This window comes from Cellulophaga tyrosinoxydans (genome assembly GCF_900176415.1).
Taxonomy (GTDB): domain Bacteria; phylum Bacteroidota; class Bacteroidia; order Flavobacteriales; family Flavobacteriaceae; genus Cellulophaga; species Cellulophaga tyrosinoxydans.
The window spans coordinates 466,033-483,766 of record NZ_FWXO01000002.1; the positions used below are offsets into that span (position 1 = coordinate 466,033).

The following is a 17,734-nucleotide window of genomic DNA, read 5'->3' on the forward strand; positions in this document are numbered from 1 at the left end:
ATGAAGAAAGATAACATAGATCAATTATTTAACACCTTGAAAGGAACTTTTGATACAGAAGAACCTACTCTAGGTCATGAATTACGATTTTTAGAGAAATTAAATACACTTGGAGAGACTAGCACTAAAGCTCCTAAGAAAAACTACAACATGTTTTTCGCTATAGCTGCAAGTTTTATAGTATTATTTGGCCTTGGAATAGTCTTTTTTAATAACACACCAAATATTACAGAACAGGTAGTTGAAATTTCTCCTGAAATATCAAAAACAGAATTTTATTTCGCCAATGTAATTCAGCAAGAAATAAACAAATTAGAAAATGAGAAAACCCCCGAAACAAAAAAAATCATTGAAGACACAATGATCCAGCTTACTAAGCTAGAAAAAGACTATAAAAACCTTGAACTAGATTTAATTAATGGTGGTAATAGCAAATTTATTCTTAGCGCCATGATTATCAATTTTCAAACTCGAATAGATTTATTACAAGATGTTTTAAATCAAGTAGATGAAATTAAAAAAATAAAAAATTCAGAAAATGAAAAGACTATTATATAAATACGGCATACTTATCTTATTAGTATCACCCTTAAATCTATTAGCTCATAATGATTTTAAAGGAAAGCACACTAAAGAGAAAACAATTAAGAAAGAATATTCAGTTAATTCTGATGCCTTACTAAAAGTTAGCAACAGCTATGGAAATTTAAATATTACTTCTTGGAATGAAAACCGGATTGTGATAGAAGTTCATATTAAGGTTAACGGCAACAACGAAGAGAAGGTTCAGAAAAAACTAAATGAAATTTACGTAGATTTTGAAGCATCTAGCAGCATGGTTTCTGCCAAAACAATATTCAATGACAGCAAAAGCAGCTGGAATTTTAACTGGGGCAACAACAACAATGTAAATATGCAGATTGATTATAACATTAAAGTTCCAGTAAAAAACAGTGTTCATTTAAATAATGATTACGGCAGTATTATATTAGATCGTATCGATGGTCATGCTAAAATAGCATGCGACTATGGAAGGTTAGAAATAGGCGAATTACACGGTCGAAACAATCAATTATCTTTTGATTATACTTCTAAATCTACAATAGGGTATATAAACAGTGGTAAAATTTCGGCGGATTACTCAGGCTTCACCATTGAAAAAGCTGGAGACTTAGATATAAGTGCAGATTACACCAATTCTACCATAAATAAAATGCAAAACCTAACCTACTCTTGTGATTATGGCAAGATAGATATTGGAGAAGCAAAAAACATTTCAGGAAATGGCGATTATATTAATGTAAAACTAGGTACTATCCATGGTAATGTAAATATCACTTCTGATTATGGTGGCATTCAAATAAATAAAATCGCATCGGATGCAGGTAATATTGCCATACGGTCAGATTACACAGGTATTAAAATAGGATACGACCCTAATTATCATTTTAATTTTGAAATAAGTACCGATTATGCAGGTGTTAGCGGTAAGGATGATTTTCAGATAAATGTTAGCCGCGAAAAATCTAGTGAAAAATATTACAAAGGGTACTATGGCAGTTCTAACAGCTCAAACACTGTAAATATAACAAGCGAATACGGAGGAATCTCATTCACAAAAAACTAAACATATCTAATAAAACAACTTATGAAAAATATAACTACACTTATCGTTTTACTAATTGCACTAAATTCATGTACAGCGCAATGGGGCAAAAGAATTAAAGGTAATGGCAATATAACTACTATAAAAAAATCTGTCGGAGATTATGAATCCTTAGATATGGCTGGATTTTTTGATGTGAAACTTATAGAGGGTAAAGAAGGTAACATTACCATTACTGGTGAAGAAAATTTACTAGAGTATATCGTTACTGAGGTAAAAGATGGTAAGTTAATTTTAAAAACTGAAAAGGGAGTTAATCTTCAACCTTCACATAGAAATGGAATAAAAATAACGATACCGGTTGAACAAATTAATTCAGTTTATTTATCTGGATCCGGAGATATCACATCTGAAAAAACGTTGACTGCCGATTCATTTAAAGCTACAATTTCTGGCTCAGGTGATATCAGCTTAGATTTAGCCGTAAAAGAATTAAAGACAAGTATTTCGGGTTCTGGAGATATTGAATTAACTGGAAATACAGATACTTTTGATTTATCTATATCCGGTTCAGGTGACATTGATGCTTTTAAACTTGCTGCCAATCATGTAGATGTTAGCGTTTCTGGTTCGGGCGATATTGAAGTTACTGCAAATAAAAGTATAAAAGCAAGAGTATCAGGCTCAGGAGATATTAATTATAGAGGTAATCCTGAAAAAGTTGATACAAAAAGTTCTGGTTCTGGAGATATTTCAAAAGGATAACAAAATTGGAACTCTAATTAAAGAATTACAATCAATAATCGAACAGTATTACAAAAGGCCTCTATTTTTAAGAGGTCTTTTCTTTTGGCACTCTAAACAGTAATATGATACCAACCAGAAAGAAAACAAATAAAAACAAAATGGCGTGTCGCATACTACTGATTTGATCTACTACTGCAAAAATCACCATACCAATTACAATCCCTATTTTTTCAGCTACATCGTAGAAACTAAAATAGGAAGTAGTATCATCTGTTTCTGGTAAAAATTTAGAATACGTAGATCGCCCCAAAGATTGTACTCCTCCCATAACTAATCCAACAGAACCAGCTGCAATGTAAAATTGTATCGGTGATTGCATAAAATAGGCATAAAAACACAAACACAACCAGATAAAGTTTACACCTATTAAGGTTTTAATATTTCCTATGCTATCAGAGATTTTTGAGGTAATGATTGCACCAATTACCGCTACAAGTTGTATCACTAAAATACTAATAATCAGCCCTGTTGTTTTTTCAGAATCTGAAGCCCAATTAATTTCTTTTTCACCAAAATACACTGCCATTAGCATTATGGTTTGCACGGCCATACTAAAAACAAAAAATGCCCATAGGTATCTTTTTAATCGTAAATTAAGCTTTAGTTTACGCCATACTTCTCTTAATTCTCTTAAACCATTAAACACTACATTTCTTGTAATTTTATGTCCGTTAGAGACTCCTTTAGGCAATACATAAAATGTATACTGACTAAACAAAGCCCACCATATTCCAACAGTAATAAAAGAAATTTTCATAGGCTCAAATTTGGCTAGATTTAAAGATTCTTCTGTTTCGCCAATGTTAAAACCAAACATTTCTGGCATCATTACCATAGCCAAATTTAAAATCAACAACAAAACACTACCAATATATCCAAGCGAAAAACCTTTTGCGCTTATACTGTCTTGTTGATGCTCAAAAGCGATATCTGGCAGATAAGAATTATAAAAAACCAAACTCCCCCAATACCCAATTAAGCCCATAAAATAAAATAGTATGCTCCAATGAATGTTTTCTAAACTAAACCAATAAAGTCCAATACAACCAATACTACCCACATAGCAGAAAAACTTCATAAACATTTTTTTATTCCCCACATAATCAGCGATTCCTGATAATAACGGAGATAAAAAAGCAACAGTTAAAAATGTAAAAGCTGTTACAATTGAAATTAATACCGTTGGTTTCATTTCATAACCAAATGCATGTACTAATTCATCTTTAGATGAAAATAAAGCAGAATAAAAAATTGGAAAAATTGAAGAGGCTATGGTTAAAGTATACACCGAATTAGCCCAATCATAAAATGCCCATGCATTTAATAGTTTTTTACTCCCTTTAATTGCTTGAACTCTTGCCATTCTAAAATTGGTTGTTTGTGGTTGGTGATTTTGTTGCAAAAAAAAGCTGTTCCGTTTAAAGGAACAGCTGAATATATTACTTAAAATTTTATTTTCATGTATTTATTGAAAAGATGTTACTCCAAATTTTGCAGCTTCTTCTTTTGCCAATGGTGCCCACGCCGTTAAATTTGCAATACGCGTGTCATTTGAAGGGTGTGTACTCATAAATTCTGGTGGTGCCTCTCCTCCACTGTTTGCTTTCATTCTTTTCCAAAGTTCCGCAGCTTCATCTGGGTTATAACCTGCAATAGCCATAATCTGAAGCCCAATTCTGTCAGCCTCGGTTTCATGACCTCTACTAAAAGGCAACATAACACCTAATTGCGATCCTAAACCATATGCTTGATTAAATGTATTTCTTGTTTGTTCGTCTTTTATGGCAATATTACCAGCAACTGCTCCTAATTGCTGAAAAGTAGCTGCACTCATTCGTTGAGCACCATGATCCGCTAAAGCATGCGCAACTTCATGCCCCATTACAACAGCAACTCCTGTTTCTCCTTTACAAATTGGCAAAATACCAGTGTAAAAAACTATTTTACCTCCTGGCATACACCAAGCGTTTACAGTTTCATCTTGAACCAAGTTATATTCCCATTTATAATCTTTTAAATAACCAGGGTATCCATTTGCAGTTAACCATCGCTCAGCTGCAGAAGCAATTCTTTGTCCTACTGTGGTTATCATTCTAGCTTCAGCAGTATTTTCTACTGTTTTATTTTCTGTTAAAAACTGATCATATTGCGCAAAAGCCGTTGGGAAAATTTGGCTGTTGGGATACATGTTTAACATTTTTTTACCTGTAAACGGATTTACTTTACATGCCGATACACCTAAGAATATAGCAAGTATTAAAACAATTTTTTTCATAATAAATAAATTCTGTGTTTTTAAACTACTGAAAATCAATCAGATTCATTAAATCTTCAATACTTTAATATAGTTAATGTTTAGAAGCTAAAATTACAAAAAAATTAATTTCCTATTATCTGCAGGGTTGTAAATTCTTTTGTAACCTCTAAAGTGTTGTTACCCGTAAACATTACATCGGTTAAGCTAACTTTTTCATTATCAATAATTATGGTTACAATTTTAAATGGTAATCCATGTAATTTTATTTTGAAGGTTTCGTAAGTTGTTGCAAAGGTACCATCTTTAAATTGTTGAATAATTAATTCATTTTCTTTACCATGCAATTTGAAATTACGCAAACTAAATCTGCCTTTTTTATAATCGAACCCGTCTTGAGCATCTTCATATACTGTTGAGTTCTCAATACCTAGTTTAAAATATACCTCTAAAAACAATTCTGTTATTTCTAGTTCGCCAACATATTGCTGAACTGGATATTTTGGAATAATAGCCCCTTCTTTAACAAATAGAGGTATTTTATCTAAATCGGCAACAATCCATTTTTCCATTCCACCAGTTACCACCTCTTGGGTCCAAAAATCATACCATTTACCTCTAGGCATGTACATTCTGCGCCCTTTAGAATTTGGCTCTTGTATTGGACATACTAGTATTTGTTGTCCAAATATAAATTCATCGGTTCTGAAATGCGTTTGTGGATCTTCTTGATCATATAAAACCAAGGAGCGCAACATAGGTAATCCTTCTTTGGAATACTTGTAAAACATCGTATACAAATAAGGCAACAACTGATATCTTAACTCAATATATTTTCGAACTATATCTGTAATTTCGGTACCAAATGACCAAGGTTCTTGATCGCCATGGTCGCCACTGGAATGCACACGGCAAAATGGGTGAAAAATACCCAACTGTACCCATCTTGCAAATAGTTCTCCATCTGGTTGCTCTGCAAAACCACCAATATCTGAACCAACAAACGAATAACCACTCATACACATACGCTGTACTTGCACATTAGCAAGCCACAAATGCTCCCAGGTAGCAACATTATCGCCAGTCCATGTGCATGCATAACGCTGAGTTCCTGCAAATGCAGCACGTGTAATTACAAATGGCCTTTTTGGATAAACGTGCTTTTTAACACCTGCATAGGTAGCACGAACCATTTGCATACCATAAATATTATGTGCTTTACGATGTGTGGTTAAATGCCCATCATAATCATGTCGCGTATCTAATGGTGCTGTTTTACTTGGCACTTCCATAACGGCTGGTTCATTCATGTCATTCCAAACGGCATGAACTCCAATATCGGCCATAAATTCTTTATACAACTCGGCCCACCATTTTCTCACCTTAGGATTGGTGAAATCTGGAAAATTACATTCTCCAGGCCAAACTTTACCATGCATTAGCGGCCCATCACCACGTCTACAAAAATAATTATTCTTCATAGCCTCTTGGTAAATCCAGTAATCACGATCTATTTTAATACCTGGATCTATCATGACGATGGTTTTAAACCCATCACTAGCTAATTCGGAAATCATACGCTTTGGGTCAGGAAATAATTTCTTATCCCAGGTAAAGCATCTAAACCCATCCATATAGTCTATATCTAAATACAAACCATCACAAGGAATTTTTAAATCTCTAAAGTTCTTTGCAATTTCTTTAACTCTACTTTCTGGATAATAACTCCATTTAGACTGCTGATAGCCTAGAGCCCAAAGTGGTGGAAGTTCTGGTGTACCCGTTAAATCTGTATATAACCTTACTACTTTTTCCATTTCTGGACCAAAAATAAAATAGTAGTTCATTTCGCCACCGTCTGCCCAGAAACTAGTTACATTTCTTTTTTCATTAGCAAAATCAAAATGGGTTTTAAAGGTGTTATCAAAAAAGATTCCGTATGCCTTGTTATCCGTTAATCCTACATAAAAAGGTATAGCCTTATAGAGCGGATCTTGGTCTTTGCCATAGGCATATTGATCTGTTACCCAATTGGAAATTCTTTTGCCTTTAAGGTTGGAATGCGTGGCTTTATCGCCCATTCCATAAAAGCTTTCTCCCGTTTTGGTAATCTTGCTCATTTTAACAATATTACCGCCGTATTCATAATTTTCTTCCCAATGAAAACCTAGTTCATCTTCGTTTATTATGTTGCCGGCTGGATCAGAAATTTGAGTACGTAAGGTTTTTTTATCCACTAGAACTTTCATTCTAATGGTTTGTATTATATACTCTGTGGCGGTTTCATTAACATTTAGTTCATCATACCCTCTAAGTCCATTTTTATTAAGTGCATAAGAGAAATCGGGTTCAAAATTATATTCGGTTGTGTATCTAAAGCGAATCATGCTGTTTCGCAAAACCGTTATCTGCAATACTACTCCATTAGCAGTAGTAAAATAAATTTTATCTGTTTCTTGCTTAAAATCTACAATTTCATTGGGATATAAATTTCCTTTATATTCCAGATCTGTATTGGTAATCATAGCCGATTATTTTATAGAACCACAAAAAACGGATATTATGCGCGAATAATAAAACTATGTTTTCAGCAATTATGAACTATTACGTTATAACCAAAATATATTATTGTAAAATGACTATTCCCAAAGGTGGAAGTGTTATTTCGATAGAATTCTTAAAACCATGTGATGGCGTTTTCTTTACTTGAATCTTATCATTATGGCTTCCGGAACCACCATATTTTTTGGCATCACTATTTAAAACTTCTACAATTTTTGTGCTCTTTGGTACTCCTATTCTATAATTTTCTCTTATTAGAGGTGTAAAATTGCAAATAGCAATTAGATCATTCTTAGTATCATGTCCTTTACGTATATACGCTAAAACAGAATTCTCCGCATCGCCATAATCTATCCATTGAAAACTTTCTGGGCTAAATTGTTTTTCATAAAGCGCAGGGTAACTCTTGTAAAAACCATTTAAATCTTTAACAAAATTTTGTACACCCGCATGAAAATCATATTGTGTTAAATGCCAATCTAAACTATTTTGAAAATCCCATTCTGAAGATTGACCAAACTCTCCGCCCATAAAAACAAGCTTGGTTCCGGGGTGTGTAAACATATAACCAAAAAGCAATCTTAAATTAGCAAAACGCTGCCACTCGTCTCCTGGCATTCTATATAACAAAGACTGTTTACCATAAACTACTTCGTCATGGGAAAACGGCAACATAAAGTTTTCAGAAAATGCATACGTCATGCTAAAAGTAATGTCGTTTTGATGGTGCTTTCTATAAATGGGTTCTTTTTTGAAATACTCTAAGGTATCGTGCATCCAACCCATCATCCATTTCATGCCAAAACCTAAACCACCAAGATCTACGGGTTTAGACACCCCAGAAAATGCAGTTGATTCTTCGGCTATGGTCTGTATACCATCAAAACTTGCATACAATTGCTGATTCATTTCTCTTAGAAAAGAAATGGCTTCTAAATTTTCATTATTCCCGTACATATTTGGTTCCCACTCCCCTTCTTCTCGAGAATAATCAAGATAAATCATAGAAGCAACGGCATCTACACGTAAGGCATCAATATGAAACTGATCCATCCAGAACATGGCATTGCTAATTAAAAAAGCACGGACTTCATTTCGACCGTAATTAAATATTAAACTTTTCCAATCGGGGTGATATCCTTTTCTTCTATCTGGATGTTCGTATAAATGTGAACCATCAAAAAAGCCCAAACCATGAGCATCTTCAGGAAAATGTGATGGAACCCAATCTAAAATTACACCTATATCATTTTGATGTAGTTTATCTACTAAAACTTTAAATTCTTCTGGATTTCCAAATCTAGATGTTGGTGCAAAATAACCTGTTAATTGATATCCCCATGATGGATCATATGGATATTCCATAACTGGCATAAATTCTACATGCGTAAAATTCATTTCCTTTACATACTTCACCAAATCTTCAGCGAGTTCTAAATAGGATAAAAAGTCATTATTATTTTTGCGTTTCCATGAACCCAAATGCACTTCGTACACAGCATATGGTTTATCTAAGCTGTTTTTATCTTTTCTATAGCCCATCCAAGCCTTATCTTCCCAGCTGTAATCACCATCCCAAACAATAGACCCTGTTTTTGGAGGATGCTCACAATACCTTGCAAAAGGATCTGCTTTTTCTGTTCTAATTCCGAAATTATTGGATCTGATATTGTATTTGTATAAGGATCCTTTAGTAACATTTGGAATAAATCCTTCCCAGATACCACTTTCATCCCATCTTACATTTAACTCATGTTCACCTACCTTCCAAAAATTAAAGTCCCCAATAACACTAACAGAATTTGCTGTAGGAGCCCAAACCGCAAAATAGGTTCCTTTAACTCCGTTTAATTCCATAGGGTGTGACCCCAATTTCTCATATAATTTAAAATGCTTACCCGATTTAAAAAGGTTTATATCAAATTCTGTAAACAAACTATGTACTTCTACGTTTGGCATGAGTTAAATTATTTACTGCAATATAATCAAGTTTATATAATAGTTAATCACTAAACACGTTAGATTTATGAATTAAAAAATAAAAAATCAATAGAATTGGAACGCTTTTTGATTTATCCTTGACAAGGAAACATATAACAAATAGATAATTAAAAATAAAAGATTATGAAGAAAGTTACATTACTTGGAATATTTTTAGCCGTTTTTGCAATTTCATGCGAAGGTCCACAAGGGCCTCCAGGTTTTGATGGTTTAGATGGTGAAGTAATTGTAGGCGCAACCTACGAAATAGATAATGTTGATTTTGCAGTTGGTACCAATACCATCAACTATACATTTCCACAAGATTTAGTTAATGGTGATGCAGTACTTGTTTATAGATTAGAAGACGTTTTTAATGGTTTTGATGTTTGGGAACCGTTACCAACGGCTACTATTTTCTTTGAAGGTGGTGGTTTTTTACAATACCGTTTTAATTACACCATTGCTGATGTGGACATTATTATTGAAAGTGATGACCTTTCTACTATTAGCCCAGAATTTATGTTAGATCAAGTTTTTAGAATCATTGTAGTACCAAGCGATTTAATTGGTACGATAGACACTTCAAATATTGATAATGTTATAAATTTAGTTGGTAAAAACAATATCCAAACAATAGATTTTAGCACAATAAACTAAGTAATTTAAACTTATATATAATCTCCATGAAAACTTTTATTTCATGGAGATTTTTTTTTGCCATCTGTACTATTATCATAACTTTAACATCCTCACAGTGAATACCTCCGTAAATTTGAATAAAAAAGAAAATTGTTTAAAACTCAAAAACAAAGCTATGTTTAAAAAAGTAATCGTAGGTATTGTTCTTATTATTAGTGGATGCAAGGGAGTTTCTCAAGACAAACAAATTGTCATGGATGAATCTATTGAAGAGCAAGAAAGTTACAAAGTAATTAAGACGGATGCCGAATGGCGCAAACAACTTAATGACATGCAATATTATGTATTAAGACAAAGTGGAACTGAAAGAGCATTTTCAAGTGATCTTTTAAAGATTAAAGAAAAAGGCACCTATTCTTGTGCTGGTTGCGGCACACCACTTTTTAAAAGTAAAGACAAATTTGATTCAGGTACAGGTTGGCCAAGTTTTGACCAAGAAATTAAAGGCAATGTTGCTTTTGATGTAGATTACAACATTGGTTATGAACGTACTGAAGAACATTGTGCTGTTTGTGGTGGTCATTTAGGACATGTTTTTAATGATGGCCCTAAAACAACTACAGGAAAAAGACATTGTATTAATGGAGCCGCATTGGTCTTTGTTGCTGATAAATAAGAAATTACTGATTAGTTTTCTAAAAGCTTCTTTGTTCCAAAGAGGCTTTTTGTTTTTTAATTTTTAAATTATCACAAATCTATTGACTAATTTTTCAAATCTGTTTATCGCTTTACGTCCTATTTTGTAACTTTGCAACTTCAAATTAAATCATCATAAAAATAAATACATGAGCAATTTTGATATTATTGTTTTAGGAAGTGGTCCAGGCGGTTATGTAACAGCTATTAGAGCTTCTCAATTAGGGTTTAAAACCGCTATCATAGAAAAAGAATCTCTAGGTGGAGTTTGTTTAAATTGGGGATGTATCCCTACTAAAGCATTACTAAAGTCTGCTCAGGTTTTTAATTATTTACAGCATGCTGAAGAATATGGTTTAAAAGCATCGAACGTGGATAAAGATTTTGACGCTGTTGTAAAAAGAAGTAGAAGCGTTGCTGATGGCATGAGTAAGGGAGTTCAATTTTTAATGAAAAAAAATAAAATTGAAGTCATAAATGGTTTTGGAAAACTTAAAGCAGGGAAAAAAGTTTCAGTTACTGATGCTGATGGTAAAGTAACTGAATACAGCGCAAATAATATCATAATAGCTACTGGAGCTCGTAGTAGAGAATTACCTAGCTTACCACAAGATGGTAAAAAAATTATTGGCTACAGACAAGCAATGACTTTAGAAAGTCAGCCTAAAAAGTTGATTGTAGTAGGTAGTGGTGCTATAGGCATTGAATTTGCTTATTTCTATAATGCTATGGGAACTGAAGTAACAGTTGTAGAATATTTACCAAATATTGTACCTGTTGAAGATGAAGATATTTCAAAACAATTAGAGCGTAGCTTTAAAAAAACAGGTATAAAAATCATGACTTCTTCAGAAGTTACTAAAGTAGATACTGCTGGTGCTGGTGTTAAAGTAACTGTAAAAACTGCAAAAGGAGAAGAAGTTTTAGAAGCAGATATGGTACTTTCTGCTGTTGGTATTAAAACAAATATTGAAAACATAGGATTAGAAGATGTAGGTATTGTAACCGATCGTGATAAAATTTTAGTTAACGATTTCTACCAAACCAATATCCCTGGCTACTATGCTATTGGCGATGTTACTCCTGGCCCTGCATTAGCACACGTTGCTTCTGCTGAAGGTATTCTTTGCGTGGAAAAACTTGCTAATTTACATGTAGATCCGTTAGATTATGGCAACATACCTGGTTGTACGTATTGCTCACCAGAAATAGCCTCAGTTGGTTTAACTGAAAAACAAGCAAGAGATAAAGGTTTAGATATTAAAGTTGGTAAATTCCCATTCTCTGCGAGTGGAAAGGCCAAAGCTGCTGGTACTCCAGACGGATTTGTAAAAGTTATTTTCGATGCAAAATATGGAGAATGGTTAGGTTGCCATATGATTGGAGCAGGTGTTACTGACATGATTGCTGAAGCCGTTGTAGCACGTAAATTAGAAACTACAGGTCATGAAATATTAAAAGCAATTCATCCACACCCAACTATGAGTGAAGCGGTTATGGAAGCTGTTGCCGATGCTTATGATGAGGTTATTCACTTATAAATTTCGCTTACACTATTATTATAAAATTAAAAATGCTGTGCCACAAACACAGCATTTTTTATACATCAAAATATAAAAGAAAACAAAATGCTTAAATTATTTAGCTATACTGCCATTGCCGAAGGAATCTCTTACCTGTTACTATTTGGAATAGGCATGCCTTTAAAATATATTTTTAAAATACCCGAACCAAATATTTATATAGGCTATGCCCATGGCTTTTTATTTATCGCTTATGTAATTCTTGCCGTACTCTTCTGCATGGAAAAAAAATGGAGTTTAAAACGGTTTATAATTCTATTCATTGCTTCTTTGCTTCCGTTTGGTACGTTTTATATAGATAAAAAATACTTGAAGCCTTTGGCTGCCTAAGTAAATAATTCACTGAAAACAGTGATATACAAACTGTTTATTAGTAACATCTTTGTTATTAATAAATAGCCTAACCATGTATTATCATATTACTACGTATTACGACCTAGTTGGTACAAAAAAAATACCCTGCAAATGCCCAAATTGTGGTAATCGAGATAGTTTAGAGCTGGAGTTTTTTCAAGTACGTACACAATCGGGCTTTTTGGAGACTACAACAAAAGGAGTAACCGGTATTTTATATTGCACCCATACAAAAACAGAAATTCCACCAGTTATTTGGACAGATGAAATCGAAAACTATTTTAATGTAGAGAAGAAAAAGCTAAAATTAAAACCAACTAAAATTCGGTTTAAAGTAGAAAACAAAAAATGGTTTTACACCATATTCGGAATCCTTACACTGTTTATTCTAGGAGGTATCGCTTACGCAAAATACAATATGCACCAAACCGAAGTGCTCAACGAAAGGTTAGAAAATATTACTCCTGGTGATAAAGTAGAAGTCCTTTATACCTTAATGGAGAATCATAGTGTGAAACAGTCTGGAACTACTTGGTTCTTGGTAAAAAAGGTAGATGGCAATGTTGCATGGCTACAGCGAAACAAAGATTATGTAGAAGACCATAATTTTAATTTTGACAAACAAGATACCGATTTCAATGGAGAAACAATAGAAGTAAACTTAAAACAACTTAATAAAAGGGGAGTTTTTGGATTAGATTATACTAATCAAAAATTTTCAGGATTTATAACTGATATCGAATAATTATGGAAAACATGTACACAGGGAAAGGTTCTAGAAACCCAAATACCCATTTAATAAGCGGATTGTTAATAGGCCTAGCATTAATAGCTTTCGGTATATATATGTATTTTGATTTAGCTGCTTGGGAAAACTCTACCGAACAGAAAAGTCTAAACTCATTACTTTGGTTTATATACGATATGACCGGTAAAATTGGTGTTGCAGGGTTTTTTAGTAGTATTGGCGCTTTATTAATTGTAAATGGCTATTTAAAAACTAAAAGCGAAAAAACAATTATTGCGGAGCAAAAGAATAGTTCCGAAAATAAATTATAAAAAGCTTTGAATAGCAAGGTCATAGCTTTGTAATCCAAAGCCAAGTATAACTCCCTTAGCTACTGGAGAAATATAAGATACATGCCTAAAATCTTCTCTTTTATAGGTGTTAGATATATGCACTTCAACAACGGGAGTCTCTACTGCTTTTACCGCATCGCCAATGCCAATTGAAGTGTGGGTATACGCGCCGGCATTTAATACAATACCATCATAAGTAAAGCCCACTTCTTGAATTTTACCAATGATTTCTCCCTCTATATTAGACTGAAAATATTCTAATTCAATAGCTGTAAATTTAAATTGTAATTTGGTAAAATATTCCTCGAAAGTAGTTGATCCATAAACCTCTGGTTCGCGCTTACCGAGCAAATTTAAATTGGGACCGTTAAGTATTAGTATTTTCATACTGCTAAAATATCAAAAATAAGTCATAAAAAAAGCAGAAGATTTACCTTCTGCTTTTTTCTATATAAAATATAATTGTCTTAGTTAATTACGTATCTAAAACCCAAACCAAATCGAGCAGCTTGAAATCCGCCATCATCAGAGATTAAAATATCTGGTCTCCAGTCAAATGAAAAATTTAAAGGTATTGTTGCAATCTTGTAATCTACACCTACAATAGGTCTAGCACTAAAATTTGTTCCACCACCTATAAAAGTAAATGAAGGACCAGCACCGGCAAACCATTTTAGGCCATCTTGGGCTGAAATATCACCATGGTACTGATACAAAAGTGTAAATCCTGTGTATCCACTTCCAAAAATCAGTTCTGCAACACCAGCTTGTCTAGTTTCAAAAAAGTACTTAGCACTCGGTCCTACCAAAGTTACTCCTGTACCAAAATCTATTGCCAATCCGACAGATGTTTTATAATTCGTTTGTGCATTTGTTTGTATTAAACCAAATGCAAATAATGCAATTGTAAAAGCTATTAATTTTTTCATTTTAAAACTGTTTAATGATTAATGATTTATAAACATCAAATCTATTTTTAAAAAACAATAAAAAAAATATTCAAATGTTATTTTTTTTAAGTTTTAATGTTAGTGAAATTTCACTAACATTTTTATATTTTAAGAATAACCTATAAGTTTAGCAAAAGGATTTATTAAGACTAAAACAATAGCAATAAAAAAAGGCTAGAATTAGTATTAATTCTAGCCCTTTTTTTTATTTAATTTATGGATTACCATGCATATCCTAAAGATAGACCTAATCTTGGCAAAATACCGTCAATGGTCACACCAGAAATATCTCCACTAGTATTTGCAGAAATGTACTGAGCCCCTAGGTTCAAATCTAATGCAAATCCAGAATCTCCTCCACCAAATACCCATTGGTATCCTGCAACTGCTCCTACACCAAAATAACTAAGCTTACCTTCGCTATCATCAGATGAAGCTTTTGTACTTGCATAAGTCGCTACTGGTGCAGCATACCATCCACGAACAGCATCATAATTAGAAGAAAAGTAAAATTTATACTTACCTTCTGCGCCGAATCCTGTGGCTTTGGCATCACTATCAGAGCCTACTGTTGCTTTTACACTAGAATAGGCTAAAGATAATTCAACAGCGGATTTTTCATTCAGTGCCGTTTCATAACCTAATTGTGCTGAACCAAAAAGAAGTCCTAATGGATTTACCTTAATTACATTCTCTTGAGCTTTAATGTTTGACATGCCAGCAAAAACTAATACGGCTACTAAAAAAACTTTTTTCATAAATTTAAATTTAATGGTTTTGTTATTATTAATTTACAGCGAACATATTTTTTAAATAATTTAATCACTAAAAATAGTTGTGAAAATTACTTCTTACGTTGCTTACGTGATAAAATATGATAATTATCTTACATTTTAATCACTATTTTTCTTTGTTTTTAAAAAGTAATTTTATAATGGTTACAGTATATTTGATGCATGAAATGGCAGCAAGCAATACAAGATTATCAATATTACCTTAAGATAGAGCGAGGGCTTGCTGAAAACTCCATTGCCAATTATTCACTAGACATTGAAAAACTTATCCTTTTTTTAGAAACAAACAAAATAACTGTTACACCCGATGTTATTGAAAAAGAAACTGTTCAACAGTTTATCTACGAAATTGCAAAAGAGGTTAATCCACGCTCACAAGCTAGAATTATATCAGGTCTTAAAAGTTTCTTTAATTATTTAATTTTTGAAGATTATAGAAAAGACAATCCTCTTGACCTGATAGAGTCGCCTAAAATAGGACGTAAACTACCTGATACGCTATCGGAAGAAGAAATTAATCAACTTATTAGTGCTATTGATTTGTCTACGCCAGAAGGAGAGCGCAATAGAGCTATTCTAGAAACCTTGTATGGTTGTGGTCTTAGAGTTTCGGAGTTAGTTAATCTCAAGATATCAGATCTTTATTTTGATGAAGATTTTATTAAAGTAACAGGAAAAGGAAATAAGCAGCGTTTTGTGCCTATTAGTGAAATCAATAAAAAATATATTCACATCTATACCAATGAAATAAGATCACATGTAACTATTCAAAAAGGATATGATGATATTCTTTTTTTAAACCGCAGAGGTAGGCAATTAACTAGAGCAATGATTTTCACCATCATTAAAAAACTTGCGGAACATATTGGTTTAAGAAAAACTATTAGTCCACATACCTTCCGACACTCTTTTGCTACGCATTTATTACAAAACGGAGCCGATTTAAGAGCCATTCAACAAATGCTTGGTCATGAAAGCATTACTACAACAGAAGTATACATGCATGTAGATAGGTTGCATTTAGCTACCGTATTAAATGATTTTCACCCAAGAAGTAATAGGAACTAAATTTTAGGATTATAAAAATCTTTTTAAATTTTTGTATATCAATCTTTAAACCTAGTATAATCGCGTTTGTATGGTCTAATAATAAGGCGTGCCTCTCGATCAAAACGAATGTAATTATACACCCAATTTACAAATACCACCATTCGATTTCTAAAACCGATTAAGAAAAACAGATGCACAAACATCCAAACAAACCAAGCATAAACTCCCTGAAATTTAAAGTTTTTTAAATCTACAACAGCTTTATTACGACCCACTGTAGCCATGCTTCCTTTATCTTTATAAATAAATGGCTGCATAGGTTTCTGTTGTAATAATTTCACCAAATTTTCCCCTAAATTTCTGCCTTGCTGAATTGCAGGCTGAGCCATCATGGGATGCCCACATGGGAATTCTTCTGATTCCATTCCAGCAATATCACCAACAGCAAAAATTTCATTAAAACCAATAACTTGGTTAAACTCATTAACTCTTACTCTATTACCACGAATTAATAACTCTTTGGCATCTAAACCTTTAATAGCAGCTCCTTTTACTCCAGCAGCCCAAATAAGTGTAGCCGCTTCAAAAGACAATTCTGTTTCTGTAGAAACTAATTTACCATCATACGATTTTACGCGAACATTTTTCCAAACCTGAACGCCCAAATTCTCTAGAAAATCTTCCGCCTTCTTAGATGCCTTCTCACTCATTTCTTTAAGTATGCGGTCTCCAGATTGGATTAGATTTATTTGTACTCGTCGCGTATCTAAATCAGGGTAATCTTTTGGTAGTATTCCCTTTTTAATTTCGGCTAGAGCACCCGCAAGTTCAACACCTGTTGGTCCACCGCCAACAATAACAAAATTCATTAACGCATCTCGTTGGTGTAAATCATCGGTTAACAAGGCCTGCTCAAAATTTTCAAGAATTAAACTTCTTAAATTTAATGATTGTGGAATGGACTTCATTTCCATTCCGTTTTTTTCAATTTCTGTATTTCCAAAAAAATTGGTTTCCGATCCTGTTGCTAATACCAAATAATCATAATGAATAGCGCCAATATTGGTAATAATTTCTTTCTTTTCAGGAACAATTTCTTCTACATTAGCTAATCGGAAAAAAAAGTTCGGATAATCCTTGAGCACCTTTCTAATAGGATATGCAATAGAATCTGGTTCTAGACCACCTGTAGAAACTTGATATAATAAAGGTTGGAAGGTATGGTAGTTATTTTTATCTATAAGTAATACCTGTACTTCTTTTTTACTTAATTTTTTAGCAAGGGCGATACCTGCAAAACCACCACCAATAATTATTATTCGGGGAAAACTACTTTTTGGAATATTCATTGCGCTCATGGAAATCAAAATTAATCA

At 33.1% G+C, this 17,734-nt stretch carries 18 protein-coding genes; 10 read left to right on the forward strand and 8 right to left on the reverse strand.

The genetic code is table 11. The annotated features are described in order from the left end of the window. Genes B8963_RS09110 through B8963_RS09120 form a run of 3 tightly spaced genes read left to right on the forward strand, consistent with a single transcriptional unit; the run spans window position 1 to window position 2,371 of the window. Window positions 1-558, forward strand: coding sequence for a hypothetical protein (locus B8963_RS09110; protein WP_084061196.1), 558 nt, complete (start codon window positions 1-3; stop codon window positions 556-558). Then, entirely contained in the window at window positions 539-1,627 is a 1,089-nt protein-coding gene (locus B8963_RS09115) for a DUF4097 family beta strand repeat-containing protein (protein WP_084061197.1), read from the forward strand. The genes B8963_RS09110 and B8963_RS09115 overlap by 20 nt, the downstream gene beginning before the upstream one ends. Window positions 1,628-1,648: 21 nt before the next feature. Then, window positions 1,649-2,371, forward strand: coding sequence for a head GIN domain-containing protein (locus tag B8963_RS09120; RefSeq protein ID WP_084061198.1), 723 nt, complete (start codon window positions 1,649-1,651; stop codon window positions 2,369-2,371). A gap of 67 nt (window positions 2,372-2,438) precedes the next feature. On the opposite strand, the gene B8963_RS09125 is transcribed toward B8963_RS09120, so the two are convergent. The 4 genes from B8963_RS09125 to glgB all read right to left on the reverse strand — a co-directional run bounded on the left by B8963_RS09125 (window position 2,439) and on the right by glgB (window position 9,188). Next, the gene (locus tag B8963_RS09125) at window positions 2,439-3,776 is read right to left on the reverse strand and encodes an MFS transporter (RefSeq protein ID WP_084061307.1); all 1,338 of its coding nucleotides are present in this window, start codon (window positions 3,774-3,776) and stop codon (window positions 2,439-2,441) included. A 102-nt stretch (window positions 3,777-3,878) separates the two neighbouring features. Continuing rightward, window positions 3,879-4,688 (reverse strand): M48 family metallopeptidase, encoded by an 810-nt coding sequence (locus tag B8963_RS09130; RefSeq protein WP_084061199.1) that lies wholly within the window; start codon window positions 4,686-4,688, stop codon window positions 3,879-3,881. Window positions 4,689-4,792: 104 nt separating this feature from the next. After that, window positions 4,793-7,192: a glycoside hydrolase family 31 protein gene (locus tag B8963_RS09135; protein WP_084061200.1), complete on the reverse strand. Its 2,400-nt coding sequence runs from the start codon at window positions 7,190-7,192 to the stop codon at window positions 4,793-4,795. A 100-nt stretch (window positions 7,193-7,292) separates the two neighbouring features. After that, complete coding sequence (gene glgB, locus B8963_RS09140; RefSeq protein ID WP_084061201.1) at window positions 7,293-9,188, reverse strand: 1,4-alpha-glucan branching protein GlgB; 1,896 nt, start codon at window positions 9,186-9,188, stop codon at window positions 7,293-7,295. 165 nt (window positions 9,189-9,353) lie between these two features. Here glgB and B8963_RS09145 point away from each other — a divergent pair, with 165 nt between their 5' ends. The 6 genes from B8963_RS09145 (at window position 9,354) to B8963_RS09170 (ending at window position 13,543) form a co-directional block, all read left to right on the forward strand. Then, complete coding sequence (locus tag B8963_RS09145) at window positions 9,354-9,869, forward strand: hypothetical protein (RefSeq protein WP_084061202.1); 516 nt, start codon at window positions 9,354-9,356, stop codon at window positions 9,867-9,869. Window positions 9,870-10,026: 157 nt separating this feature from the next. Then, entirely contained in the window at window positions 10,027-10,527 is a 501-nt protein-coding gene (gene msrB / locus B8963_RS09150) for a peptide-methionine (R)-S-oxide reductase MsrB (protein ID WP_084061308.1), read from the forward strand. Window positions 10,528-10,696: 169 nt separating this feature from the next. After that, a complete protein-coding gene (gene lpdA, locus B8963_RS09155) occupies window positions 10,697-12,088 on the forward strand; it encodes a dihydrolipoyl dehydrogenase (protein WP_084061203.1) in 1,392 nt (463 codons plus the stop codon). 87 nt (window positions 12,089-12,175) lie between these two features. Beyond that, window positions 12,176-12,460 (forward strand): DUF3817 domain-containing protein, encoded by a 285-nt coding sequence (locus B8963_RS09160; RefSeq protein WP_084061204.1) that lies wholly within the window; start codon window positions 12,176-12,178, stop codon window positions 12,458-12,460. A 76-nt stretch (window positions 12,461-12,536) separates the two neighbouring features. After that, window positions 12,537-13,229 carry a hypothetical protein gene (locus B8963_RS09165; RefSeq protein ID WP_084061205.1) on the forward strand — a complete coding sequence of 231 codons (693 nt, stop codon included), beginning with the start codon at window positions 12,537-12,539 and terminating at the stop codon, window positions 13,227-13,229. Window positions 13,230-13,231: 2 nt separating this feature from the next. Beyond that, window positions 13,232-13,543 carry a hypothetical protein gene (locus tag B8963_RS09170; RefSeq protein WP_084061206.1) on the forward strand — a complete coding sequence of 104 codons (312 nt, stop codon included), beginning with the start codon at window positions 13,232-13,234 and terminating at the stop codon, window positions 13,541-13,543. Here the strand turns inward: B8963_RS09170 and aroQ are convergent. The 3 genes from aroQ to B8963_RS09185 form a co-directional block, all read right to left on the reverse strand. Continuing rightward, window positions 13,538-13,951 (reverse strand): type II 3-dehydroquinate dehydratase, encoded by a 414-nt coding sequence (aroQ, locus tag B8963_RS09175; protein WP_084061207.1) that lies wholly within the window; start codon window positions 13,949-13,951, stop codon window positions 13,538-13,540. The genes B8963_RS09170 and aroQ overlap by 6 nt on opposite strands. Before the next feature lie 80 nt (window positions 13,952-14,031). Further along, window positions 14,032-14,493 (reverse strand): hypothetical protein, encoded by a 462-nt coding sequence (locus B8963_RS09180; protein WP_084061208.1) that lies wholly within the window; start codon window positions 14,491-14,493, stop codon window positions 14,032-14,034. A gap of 242 nt (window positions 14,494-14,735) precedes the next feature. After that, window positions 14,736-15,272: a DUF3575 domain-containing protein gene (locus B8963_RS09185; protein WP_084061209.1), complete on the reverse strand. Its 537-nt coding sequence runs from the start codon at window positions 15,270-15,272 to the stop codon at window positions 14,736-14,738. A gap of 198 nt (window positions 15,273-15,470) precedes the next feature. Between B8963_RS09185 and xerD the strand changes: the two genes are divergently transcribed. Beyond that, on the forward strand, window positions 15,471-16,376 hold the full coding sequence (gene xerD, locus B8963_RS09190; protein WP_084061210.1) for a site-specific tyrosine recombinase XerD: 906 nt from the start codon (window positions 15,471-15,473) through the stop codon (window positions 16,374-16,376). A 38-nt stretch (window positions 16,377-16,414) separates the two neighbouring features. On the opposite strand, the gene B8963_RS09195 is transcribed toward xerD, so the two are convergent. Beyond that, window positions 16,415-17,707 (reverse strand): NAD(P)/FAD-dependent oxidoreductase, encoded by a 1,293-nt coding sequence (locus B8963_RS09195; RefSeq protein ID WP_084061211.1) that lies wholly within the window; start codon window positions 17,705-17,707, stop codon window positions 16,415-16,417. Window positions 17,708-17,734: the final 27 nt, after the last annotated feature.

Bases quoted from the DNA above. Each gene is read 5' to 3' on its own strand.
- B8963_RS09160 (WP_084061204.1), top strand. From the start codon at position 12,176: ATGCTTAAATTATTTAGCTATACTGCCATTGCCGAAGGAATCTCTTAC.
- B8963_RS09135 (WP_084061200.1), bottom strand. From the start codon at position 7,192: ATGATTACCAATACAGATCTGGAATATAAAGGAAATTTATATCCCAAT.
- msrB (WP_084061308.1), top strand. From the start codon at position 10,027: ATGTTTAAAAAAGTAATCGTAGGTATTGTTCTTATTATTAGTGGATGC.
- B8963_RS09145 (WP_084061202.1), top strand. From the start codon at position 9,354: ATGAAGAAAGTTACATTACTTGGAATATTTTTAGCCGTTTTTGCAATT.
- B8963_RS09180 (WP_084061208.1), bottom strand. From the start codon at position 14,493: ATGAAAAAATTAATAGCTTTTACAATTGCATTATTTGCATTTGGTTTA.
- B8963_RS09110 (WP_084061196.1), top strand. From the start codon at position 1: ATGAAGAAAGATAACATAGATCAATTATTTAACACCTTGAAAGGAACT.
- B8963_RS09130 (WP_084061199.1), bottom strand. From the start codon at position 4,688: ATGAAAAAAATTGTTTTAATACTTGCTATATTCTTAGGTGTATCGGCA.
- B8963_RS09115 (WP_084061197.1), top strand. From the start codon at position 539: ATGAAAAGACTATTATATAAATACGGCATACTTATCTTATTAGTATCA.
- B8963_RS09195 (WP_084061211.1), bottom strand. From the start codon at position 17,707: ATGAATATTCCAAAAAGTAGTTTTCCCCGAATAATAATTATTGGTGGT.
- B8963_RS09120 (WP_084061198.1), top strand. From the start codon at position 1,649: ATGAAAAATATAACTACACTTATCGTTTTACTAATTGCACTAAATTCA.
- glgB (WP_084061201.1), bottom strand. From the start codon at position 9,188: ATGCCAAACGTAGAAGTACATAGTTTGTTTACAGAATTTGATATAAAC.
- B8963_RS09165 (WP_084061205.1), top strand. From the start codon at position 12,537: ATGTATTATCATATTACTACGTATTACGACCTAGTTGGTACAAAAAAA.
- xerD (WP_084061210.1), top strand. From the start codon at position 15,471: ATGAAATGGCAGCAAGCAATACAAGATTATCAATATTACCTTAAGATA.
- B8963_RS09170 (WP_084061206.1), top strand. From the start codon at position 13,232: ATGGAAAACATGTACACAGGGAAAGGTTCTAGAAACCCAAATACCCAT.
- B8963_RS09185 (WP_084061209.1), bottom strand. From the start codon at position 15,272: ATGAAAAAAGTTTTTTTAGTAGCCGTATTAGTTTTTGCTGGCATGTCA.
- B8963_RS09125 (WP_084061307.1), bottom strand. From the start codon at position 3,776: ATGGCAAGAGTTCAAGCAATTAAAGGGAGTAAAAAACTATTAAATGCA.
- lpdA (WP_084061203.1), top strand. From the start codon at position 10,697: ATGAGCAATTTTGATATTATTGTTTTAGGAAGTGGTCCAGGCGGTTAT.
- aroQ (WP_084061207.1), bottom strand. From the start codon at position 13,951: ATGAAAATACTAATACTTAACGGTCCCAATTTAAATTTGCTCGGTAAG.